The sequence below is a fragment of the Pseudoduganella sp. GW821-FHT12E03 genome (genome assembly GCF_058807115.1).
The window spans coordinates 40,320-49,696 of the sequence record NZ_JBXAQJ010000022.1 but is presented as its reverse complement, the minus strand read 5'-3'; the positions used below and the strand labels follow the sequence as shown (position 1 = coordinate 49,696).

9 protein-coding genes and 1 pseudogene are annotated in these 9,377 nt (G+C 59.8%); 8 read left to right on the top strand and 2 right to left on the bottom strand.

Features of this window, described 5'->3' with window-relative positions; translation table 11 throughout:
• From AC1RRC_RS32545 to AC1RRC_RS32530, 4 genes are all read left to right on the top strand, one after another.
• A partial coding sequence (locus tag AC1RRC_RS32545; RefSeq protein WP_493060034.1) for an ATP-binding protein occupies positions 1 to 313 on the top strand: 313 nt, incomplete at its 5' end.
• Between the two features lie 78 nt (positions 314 to 391).
• Complete coding sequence (locus AC1RRC_RS32540) at positions 392 to 925, top strand: hypothetical protein (RefSeq protein WP_493060031.1); 534 nt, start codon at positions 392 to 394, stop codon at positions 923 to 925.
• 25 nt (positions 926 to 950) lie between these two features.
• Positions 951 to 2,165, top strand: coding sequence for a hypothetical protein (locus tag AC1RRC_RS32535; RefSeq protein ID WP_493060029.1), 1,215 nt, complete (start codon positions 951 to 953; stop codon positions 2,163 to 2,165).
• A 296-nt stretch (positions 2,166 to 2,461) separates the two neighbouring features.
• A complete protein-coding gene (locus tag AC1RRC_RS32530; RefSeq protein WP_493060027.1) occupies positions 2,462 to 4,006 on the top strand; it encodes an alkaline phosphatase D family protein in 1,545 nt (514 codons plus the stop codon).
• Positions 4,007 to 4,100: 94 nt separating this feature from the next.
• Here AC1RRC_RS32530 and AC1RRC_RS32525 read toward each other — a convergent pair whose 3' ends face one another.
• Both AC1RRC_RS32525 and AC1RRC_RS32520 read right to left on the bottom strand, forming a co-directional pair.
• Complete coding sequence (locus AC1RRC_RS32525; protein ID WP_493060025.1) at positions 4,101 to 5,357, bottom strand: helix-hairpin-helix domain-containing protein; 1,257 nt, start codon at positions 5,355 to 5,357, stop codon at positions 4,101 to 4,103.
• Positions 5,358 to 5,400: 43 nt separating this feature from the next.
• Positions 5,401 to 5,550 carry a hypothetical protein gene (locus tag AC1RRC_RS32520; RefSeq protein WP_493060024.1) on the bottom strand — a complete coding sequence of 50 codons (150 nt, stop codon included), beginning with the start codon at positions 5,548 to 5,550 and terminating at the stop codon, positions 5,401 to 5,403.
• A gap of 488 nt (positions 5,551 to 6,038) precedes the next feature.
• Here AC1RRC_RS32520 and tnpA point away from each other — a divergent pair, with 488 nt between their 5' ends.
• The 4 genes and pseudogenes from tnpA to tnpC all read left to right on the top strand — a co-directional run bounded on the left by tnpA (position 6,039) and on the right by tnpC (position 9,077).
• On the top strand, positions 6,039 to 6,350 hold the full coding sequence (tnpA, locus tag AC1RRC_RS32515) for an IS66 family insertion sequence element accessory protein TnpA (RefSeq protein WP_493060023.1): 312 nt from the start codon (positions 6,039 to 6,041) through the stop codon (positions 6,348 to 6,350).
• Positions 6,350 to 6,517 (top strand): IS66 family insertion sequence element accessory protein TnpB, encoded by a 168-nt coding sequence (gene tnpB, locus AC1RRC_RS32510; protein WP_493060022.1) that lies wholly within the window; start codon positions 6,350 to 6,352, stop codon positions 6,515 to 6,517. The genes tnpA and tnpB (AC1RRC_RS32510) overlap by 1 nt, the downstream gene beginning before the upstream one ends.
• A 706-nt stretch (positions 6,518 to 7,223) precedes the next feature.
• Positions 7,224 to 7,472 carry an IS66 family insertion sequence element accessory protein TnpB gene (gene tnpB / locus AC1RRC_RS32505; RefSeq protein WP_493060035.1) on the top strand — a complete coding sequence of 83 codons (249 nt, stop codon included), beginning with the start codon at positions 7,224 to 7,226 and terminating at the stop codon, positions 7,470 to 7,472.
• A pseudogene (gene tnpC, locus AC1RRC_RS32500) lies at positions 7,469 to 9,077 on the top strand (IS66 family transposase). The gene tnpB (AC1RRC_RS32505) and the pseudogene tnpC overlap by 4 nt, the downstream one beginning before the upstream one ends.
• Positions 9,078 to 9,377 lie beyond the last annotated feature (300 nt).

Below are 9,377 nucleotides of genomic sequence, written 5' to 3'. Positions count from 1 at the left end.
GCCACAGCATCCTGATTACCGTCCCACCGCGCCGGTAAATCCTGATTTGCCTGCGCCCTCGCGCAATACGCTTGCCGACGCGGCTACTCGGCCCTCGATAAGCAAGTACCGCGTTTGCAGGAGGCGCTGCGTATCCGCCATGGTAGCGGTAATGCAACTGGCTAAAACAGATGTGCTGATCCTGGACGACCGGGGCATGGGCGCCATCGACAGCGCGACCCACCCGAATTTTCTGGAAATAATCGATGACCGCGCCGCAAACAAGGTCACCATCATCACCAGCCAACTGCCGATGGAGCACTGGCATGCCTAGATTGGTGATGCCAACAGTTCATTAGTCATATTCTTCTGCGACGAGGCGCAGCGTTATTCCCTGCACGAATATGAGTGGTTGCGCGACGTCCATGACGAACTGGCGCAGTGCGGCGTGCGCCTGACCACATTTCTGTTTGGCCAGGAACGGTTGTGCGAGCAACGGGCACGTTTTCAGGAATCCGGCGACACGCATGTCGTCAAGCGTTTCATGGTGGAGACCTTGCGCTTCCGTGGCGTCCGCAGCGCGCTCGACGCCGCGACCTGTCTCAAGAGTTACGATGAGCACGCGTACCCGGCCGGCAGCGACTGGAGCTTTACGCGCTATTACTATCCGTTCGCCTTCGACGCCGGCACGCGCCTGGAAACGAGCGCGGACATGCTGTGGGATGCATTTTCCCAGGCCCACCAGCATGCGGGCCTGGCCGGCGCGGTCGAAATCCCGATGGAATATTTTTCGCGCGCGGTCGAGGCCATTCTGCTCGATGGTCTGCGCCAGGATGCGATCGACTTTGCATTGAACGAAAGCCACTGGACCAAGGTTGTGCAGCATTGCGGCTATGTCGCCTCCGAACAGGCGGTCGAGCGCAACGCCCGGGGACTGGGACGCTGAGACTGGCGCGCCGATGCCACTCCCTGTGCTCATCGTACTGCTCGGCGGCGTCAAGGTGGTGGCCTTGCCGAAGTTGGCCGGGCATCTGTTTGCGCCGTATGAATCGGCCTGGGCGTGGGCGGCCAAACTTGCCGCCGCCAACGCGTTGTCGGCCTGCGAAGTGTCGGCGCTGCTGGGCATCGCGGCGCCCCAGAGCGATCCCCTGTTGCCCGAACAAACGCCGCGCGTCGCGCAAGCGCTCGGCAGGGCATTGGGTTTTCCAGTCTGGCGGATCCGGGATGCTTTTCTCGATGGTCCGCTGAAATGTCTGCGGCCACTCATGCACGAAAGGCTGCGGCTTTGTCCGGAATGCGCGCGTCATGGCCATCATTTCATCATCCATCAGCTGCGGCCATTCGCCTGTTGTCCGCTGCACGGTTTTCCGTTACGCGATCGTTGCCGCCGCTGTGGTGCGCCGCAGGCCTACGCGCCGGGAAACTCGATGGTATTCGGGCCGGTCAACTGTCCCACTTGTCGCGCGCCGCAATTGCCGCTATCGGTTGGCGGTCAGCCTGTGGCAGGTGTCATGGCGGCGCGCAGTGTCGAGCTGATCGCCCGCTGGCAGGCCTTTCTGCGGCGCCGTGTCAGGCTGCCAGCCTGGTCCGACATGGATGGCGTGCTCGGCGCACGCCAACTCGAAGGTGCTGTCAGCAGGGCGCGCATGCCGGCGATTACTCCGCCGGCGCCGGTGCTCCATCGGCTCGTTTCACGCTGGCCCGCCAGCCTGCAGCACACGTGCCTGGAACGATGCTATTGGCGGCAGGCGAATCGGCTTTGGCGGCAATGCGACAACCATGGCCGGCAGTGGTACCGGGGCTTGGTTCGGGGGCTGCCGGTCGATGCGGCGCCTGGCGCGCGGGCGCTCGCCTTCGCTTACTGGCGCATGACGTGGCAGGGATGCTCCAATCCGTATCTGCTTCGGCGTGCCCATTGTCTGCCCCTGTACGGCATCGCGGAGTGGGAGGCAAGCCAGTGTGCGCATGACGATGACGATATTGACGTCACGATGTCGGCGTTCGAGGACGCCATGGCCGCGTCCTGGGCGGACTGGCTCGATTGCATCGACCTGCTTGGCGCCAAGGAATTGGAGCGGGAAACATGGCGCCTGCGCGCTCCGCCAAGCACGTTCGTGCTGTTCCCCAAAAGCAAGAAGCGGCGCAGCACTAAGTTTTTTACACAATTACTTCGCAATCCGGCATAAGCGATTGTTTTTAAAAGAGGAATTTTTCAGCACGCTAGATTTAATAAGTTTGTATGCACTTTTACTTCGTTTTTTTCACACTTTTACTTCGGTTGACGTCTATTCCCATCATGCCTCCGGTTTTAACTACACTCTTTTACTTCGTTCACTGTCAATGCAATTATGCTAAGGATTGTTAGATTAATTATTATATATTTAACAAATTCCGTGAGTATTTGTGAGAGTTAATGAAATAAATTCCTGTACCCTTGGAAACATTCTTTTCATGCAATCTAAGGGTATGTGGAGGTGTTTTCATGGCTTTGAGGCTGGGTCCCGTTCTCCAATTCCGGGGACATTACAATGACTACCTGATCAGCGCGCTGCTGGTCTTCGACACCACGGACGGTTCGCCCACAGTCAGGGCCCAGGGCGCCGTGGCGGATGCGCCGAAGGCCATAGCGGCGATCCCCTTCGACAATCCGACCATGACCGTCTGGCGGGTCGACTTTCATGCCCCGGCCGGGGCGGTCGCCGGCAAGGTGGATTATGAGGTTGGCGGAGAACAGGGCGGCTTTGTCGTCCCTCCCGCAGGCGAGACGCCACGCATGGCCTTCGGCTCATGCAACGGGTATTCGGATGCGAAGTTGATGAAGGCCGGCGACGACCATTACGAGCGCTGGCGCCATCTGGGCGACACGCATGCGAATCAAGCCTATCACCTGATGTTGATGGGCGGTGACCAGGTGTACTCCGACGGCATGTGGAAGGAAATCCCGGAATTGGTCGCCTGGCTGGACCGTCCTGCAAGTGAGCGCTTCAAGGCAGCCTTCACGAAAGCTATGGCGAAAAGGCTGGATCAGTACTTCTGCAAGATGTATCTGGAGCGTTGGCAGAAGGCCGAGATGGCACGGGTGCTGCGGTCCATCCCTACGGTAATGATGTGGGACGACCACGATATCATGGATGGCTGGGGCTCTTATCCTAAAGACTGGCATTGCTCCCCCGTGTACCAGGGGATATTCGGTATCGCGCGTAAATACTTCGAGCTGTTCCAGCTTCAATGCGCGAGTGGCGAACGGCACCCTGCGGCGATCACGAAAGCCGATGGTTTTCACTTGGGTTTCAGCAATCTCGGAAAGCTATCGCTGCTGGTGCCGGATCTGCGTTCGGAGCGGATGCCGGACCCCGAGCAAGTCATTTCGCTGTCGGGCTGGAATGCGATCTACGACTGGATGGGGGCCAATGGCGGCGTGCCGGGGGGGCATTTGCTGTTGATGTCCAGCATACCCGTCGCCTATCTGGATTTGGGCGCCATCGAGAAGCTGCTGGGTGTGTTGCCGGGCCAGCAAGAGCTGGAAGACGACTTGCGCGACCACTGGTCCAGCGCGGCGCATATCCAGGAGCGCAAGCGCCTGATCCACCGCTTGTTTTCCCATGCGAAGGGCACGAAGTCGCGGGTCACCATCCTGTCCGGCGACGTGCATGTGGGCGCCTTGTCCGTCATCGAGTCGACCCGCGACCTGGATGCGGGTCGCGGCGAGTCGGTGATCAACCAGTTGATTTCTACCGGCATCGTGCATCCGCCACCACCAGCCCTGGTGCGCTACGTGCTGGAGACGACCGCGCCGGGTGTCGAGCAGATCGACCAAGGCATGACCGCCGCGATGCAGCCGCTGGCCGGACGCAACCATTATTTGATCGGCGCGCGCAACTGGCTAGCGATCGAACCGGATAAGCAAGACCGGCTATGGTGCAACTGGCATGTGGAGGGATTGAAGACGCCCTACACCAAGGTCATTCATCCGGTAAAGATTCCTTCAACTATTGGGGACGCCGGTCAGCCGGTGCCGCCCGGCTGACCGGCGCTGGCGAGCGGGTGCGCTGGTGCGCTGGTGCGCGGGCGGGCCGCCCGTGTCCCGCTTGCGCGGTCCGAAAATGCCGTGGATCGGGTGCCTATGGCAGCACCAGATGGCGGATCGCATTGACGGTGCCGGCTTTGATCCCGGGGATGTTCAGCAGCGCTTCGACCTGCCCGATGGGGCCATGTTCCGTGCGGTAGCGGAGGATGGCGTTGGCGCGCGCGTGACCGATCATCGGCAGCTGGATCAACTGCTCGACCGTTGCGGTATTGAGGTCAATGCGGCGCGGCCTGGGGGCACGGTCGTAGGGCAGCCAATTGCCGTCCACGTCCGCTTCCAGCACCACGGTGCCATCCCAGCCGGTGCCATAGATCGCCTTAGTGAGCGTGATAGGGCGGAAGACCGTCGCGGCGGTCGATACCGAGACATCTGCTTGCGGACGAGAGGCGCTCACGTGGCGGACCAGTTCATCGATCACCGTTTTGCGCGGGTGGCCGTATTTCCACGCCGTCCAGGCCAACTGGCGTTCCTCGCTGCCCATGCCGATGATGGCGTACTTCGGCGACGTTGCCAGCAGCAGGTCGCGGGTGGTGCCGTTGTGGGAGCCGTGGTGATTGACTTGCAAGACGTCGACGTCGAGCAGGCGGGAGCCGCGGTAATGGGTGGTCATGGCCCGTATCGCGGTTTCCTCGATGTCGCCGGAAATCAGGATGGATGCTTTGCCGAAGTCGATGCGGATCGCCACGGAATGGTTGTTGGCATTGGCGTATGCCTTGCTGTCCCAGCGGTAGCCTTCGTCAACCCTGCCCCAGAGGGCGGTGATCACTGGATCGATCGTGTCGCACGCGACCGGATCGATGACGGGGTCGGTGCGTCCCGCTTTGGCCGGGAGGTCCTTGACCCAGACCGTGGCCAAGCCGATGTCGTCGTCCTCATCGGGCGTTTCTTCCGCGGCTTGGACCTTCTGGTGCAGGGCGATCTGGCCGAGACGGCCGGAGCCTGTTTCCATTCCATTGGTGACTGCGTTCAGCACGCGATACTTGGCCAGCACCGCTTTCACCCCGCGGGTGTGGTCGATATGTGGGTGGGGCAGCACAAGCGAATGCAAAGTGTGTCCCAGGTCCGGCCTGCCGGCGAAGAATTCATTGAGGTAGGCGGTCAGCGCATCGGTGCTCTTGAACTGCGCATTCGTTTCGCCGCCGGTATCGACCAGGATGGCGGCGCAGGGGAACTCGATTAGGGTGGCGGCGCCTTGGCCGACGTCGATGGCGTGCACCCGCATGGTTTGCGCCGGTGCGGTAATCCACGCCGCGCAGGTGATCAAAGCCAGGATGGCGTATTTCAGACTCATGTTGTATTCCTGTAAGGGGGGCGGGCGCGGAGGCCGCGACCGGCTATTTTCCGGTGCCGGTCAAGCTCACGGTGCGCGGGCTGCCGGGGGCGTTGTCGGTGACCGTCAACTCGCCCAGTTTCGACCCTGGCGATTGCGTATCGAGCGCGCGCTCGAAATACACCGGCGCATGCCCGAATTTATCGCCGGTCACATCGGCAACAAATTCATAAAGCTTCTTAACTGAGGTTCTTTCCAACGGCGACAGGCCGGTGGCCCGTAAGCGGCCAACAATAGCAGATTATTGATCAGGAAAAATCTCACTTTGTCACAGCATGAGCGAAGGTCTGCTTCCGTAGCGGAAAGCAAAATTGTCAACGCAAAAACGGGCCACTCCCCCTTGGTGTCACTTTTAAATTGACATCTTTACCAACGTAAAAAAGAAAGCAAAGTTATCAATTCGAAGCCCGTGGGCAAGAAAACATGTCAATTCCTAGCTTTCGATGCATAGAAGTGGGGGGAATATGTTGAAATCATGAGTAAACCTGCACGCTTCCAATCCGCAGTTTTGACAGCCAGGCCAGCTCGCATGCGCGTCATTGAGGTGTACAGCCCGAGTAAGCGGTAACTCAGCGGCGTTGTATTCATCCGGTAGCCGCACCGGCACACTTGCCGTCATGTTCAACACGACGGAGATTGGCCATGCAAGAAATGACGGAGGCGAAGGCGCGGAAGCAGGCTCAGTGGCGGCAGCGGTTGGAGCGGTTCGCGCAATGCTGCTTGCCGGTCAAGGAATTCTGCCAGACGGAGTCGATATCGCTGGCGTCGTTCTATCGCTGGCAAAAAGAGCTGGGCATGGCCGATGGTGCGCCTTCGGCGCCGGTCGGCTTCATTGATGCTGGCGCGCTGCGGACCGAGCGCAGCCAGCGGCACGATGCGCACACTGGCGCCGCGACGCTGGAAATCCGCTTGGAGCTGGGGCACGGCTTGGTGCTGCACATTGCGAGGCACTGATGTTTTTCCCTGAAGGGCAAATCCGCGTGTTCGTGTATGGGCAGCCGACCAGCATGCGCCTGTCGTATGACGGCCTGTATGCGCTGGGCAAACACGCAATGGGGCGCGATCCGCTCGAAGGAAATTTATTTGCCTTCATTAACCGGCGCGCCGATCGTTCTTCATAATGCATCCTCCTATTCGAATCCGGGCAATCTAAGTGTCTTCTCGTCCTGTAAAACCGCGAAATTTCGCGGACGCCGGTCTATCACTGCTCGGACGCCTATCTGAACCACCTCCGAGGTTAATGCAGCCACAGGAACCTGCCATGGCGCGGAATGCATCAGTTGGGTGGCAGGCAGGACACCTTCGGCAATAAGGCGCAGGACCGAACCGACACATATCTGCAGCCGGCGCGCTGTTTCATCCACACTGATCATTTCGACTGCGGAGTCTTTGGGGCAGCAGGAGGTCCGCCAACGCCTTCACCAATTCGGCGTGCATCGGTTCCGCCATGGGCGGCACTTTCCTGATATCGCTCGTCAGTGGCAACGCGAGCTGATTTCTCGAAATCCCTGATGGCAGCTTCATTTGATCTCACCTCCTTGTTTTTCAAGGAGTCCAATGATCCCCCTTTCGAGGCGCCAGGCAAGCCCCCGGAAAGCATGGCTCGCAGCTCAATGAGTGCGGCCAGGCTTACTAGGGGCGGCCCTAAAGTCATTGCACTGCAGAGCTCCTTATCAAACATCCAGGCTGGAAGCTCACGATATAGCCCGGCACGCACTTCCGCATGAACGTACTCCGTGCCATCGCGTCCTTTACGGCGATACAGTTTTAGCTGCTTTCCGTGCAATGGGTGCCACCGGTACTGAACGACAACGAGTTGTGAACGGTATGCTGAATGTTGTTTGGTTGGCCAATCAGATCAAGGTGCTGTATTTCGACCGCAACGGTTTGTGCGTATGGAGCATGCGGCTGGAGCGGGGGCGCTTTCTGAGCAACTGGGAGGCGGCGGCCACACGTGAAATGGACTGGACCGGTTTGAAGCTGCTGCTTGAAGGCATCGAGCCCAAGCGGGTGCGCCGCCGTTACCGCCATGGTGTTGTATACGCGCCCAGCCATGGCCCGCCGATGCCGCAATGACTTACAATTTCCCCATGCCCACCGACCAGCAAACTGCCACCACCACCGACGCGCGCACGCCAGCACAGCTGGCCGACCTGGTGGGCAAGCAGGAGCGGGAAATCGCCAACCTGAAGCGCCAAGTGGCGTGGTTCCAGCGCCAGATCTTTGGTCAGAAGAGCGAGAAGCGCCACCCGGAACCGGATGGCGCGCAAGGCGTGCTGGGCATCGGCTTCGATGCGGTGCCGGACATGCCGCTGCCGGGCAAGAAAACCGTGGTGGCCGGTCATGAACGCAAGTCCAAACGGCCCGGCGACGGCGTCGACGAATCGACCCTGTTCTTTGACGAACGGAAGGTGCCGGTGGAGGTTATCCACGTGCCCAATCCGGACATGGAGTTGCTCAAGCCGGACCAGTACGAGGTGATCGGCGAGAAGGTCACACATCGCCTGGCGCAACGCCCCGGCAGCTATGTCGTGCTCAAGTATGTGCGCCCGGTGATCAAGCGGCGTGACACCGACACGCTGACGTGCGCCGCCGGCGCCGGTTGGCGTGATCGCGGGCGGCCGCGCCGACGTCAGCTTCATTGCCGGCATGATGATCGACAAGTTCGATTACCACATGCCGCTCTACCGCCAGCATCGCCGGCTGGGCGATTCGGGTATCAACGTCAGCCGCCCCTGGCTGACCCAGTTGATGCAGTCAAGCGTGGCGCTGATCGAACCGATTTACGAGGCCCAACTCGACTCGATCCGCACCAGCCGCGTCAAAGCCATGGACGAGGTGCCGATCAAGGCCGGCCTGAGCGGTCCCGGCACCATGAAAACCACGTTTTTCTGGCCGATCTATGGCGAACTTGACGAAATTTGCTTCACGCATTCGTCGGTGCGTTCGGGCCAGCACGTGCGCGACATGCTCGGCTTGTCGCCGCCCAAGGACGGCGTGCTGTTAAGCGACGGCTATATCGTCTACGCCAGTTATGCCAAACAGGTCGGGCTGACCCATGCCCAATGCTGGGCGCATTCGCGCAGGGAAGTGTTTGAGGCGAAGGATGTCGAGCCGGCCCAGGCGGAAACCGCACTGGAGCACATCGCCGCCCTGTATGCGGTGGAAGAACACATTCGCCAGCAGGGATTAACCGGGGCGGCCAAGCGCGCTTGGCGTCAATCCCATGCCAGGCCGATTGCGCAGCGCTTCTTCCAGTGGATCGACAAGTGCTTCGAGAAGCAGGGTTTCCTGCCCAGCAGCCCCTTCATCAAGGCGCTGAAATACATTCACGACCGGCGTGATGGCCTGATGGTTTATCTGGATGATCCCGATGTCCAGATTGATACCAATCACTTGGAACGCGCCCTGCGTGTTATTCCCATGGGTCGCCGGAACTGGAATTTCTGTTGGACTGAACTGGGCGCCAAACATGTGGGCATCGTCCAGAGCTTACTGGTGACCTGCCGTCTGCACGATGTCGATCCGTATGACTATCTGGTCGACGTCTTGCAACGCATCGACCGCCATCCCGCCTCTCAGGTGGAACAGTTGACGCCGCGCGTTTGGAAGACGCTGTTTGCCGCCAATCCGCTGCGCTCTGCCCTCTACCTGAGCGACAAACGCCAGTCACGTCAATAACGCCGCTGATTTACCGCTTACGTGTGACCACCCATGCCGGTCCACCGTGACCGCTGCGCAGCGGGAGATATTAAACCTGGTCGATTACTGTCCGATCTTGGCCAGAGATTTCCAATTCTGGATATGCCGGTCCTTCAGATAGTACGAGTAAGGTGTCGCCGTTCTGCGAGAGCGGCTGACGACCGATTCTGGCCAGCGAGGGCAAGAATGGGAATTCTTACACCTTTCAAAAATTCCAGGAAATTCCTGTCCTGTTTTGATTTTGCTCATAAATTCCATTCGCCGTTGTCTTTGGAAATA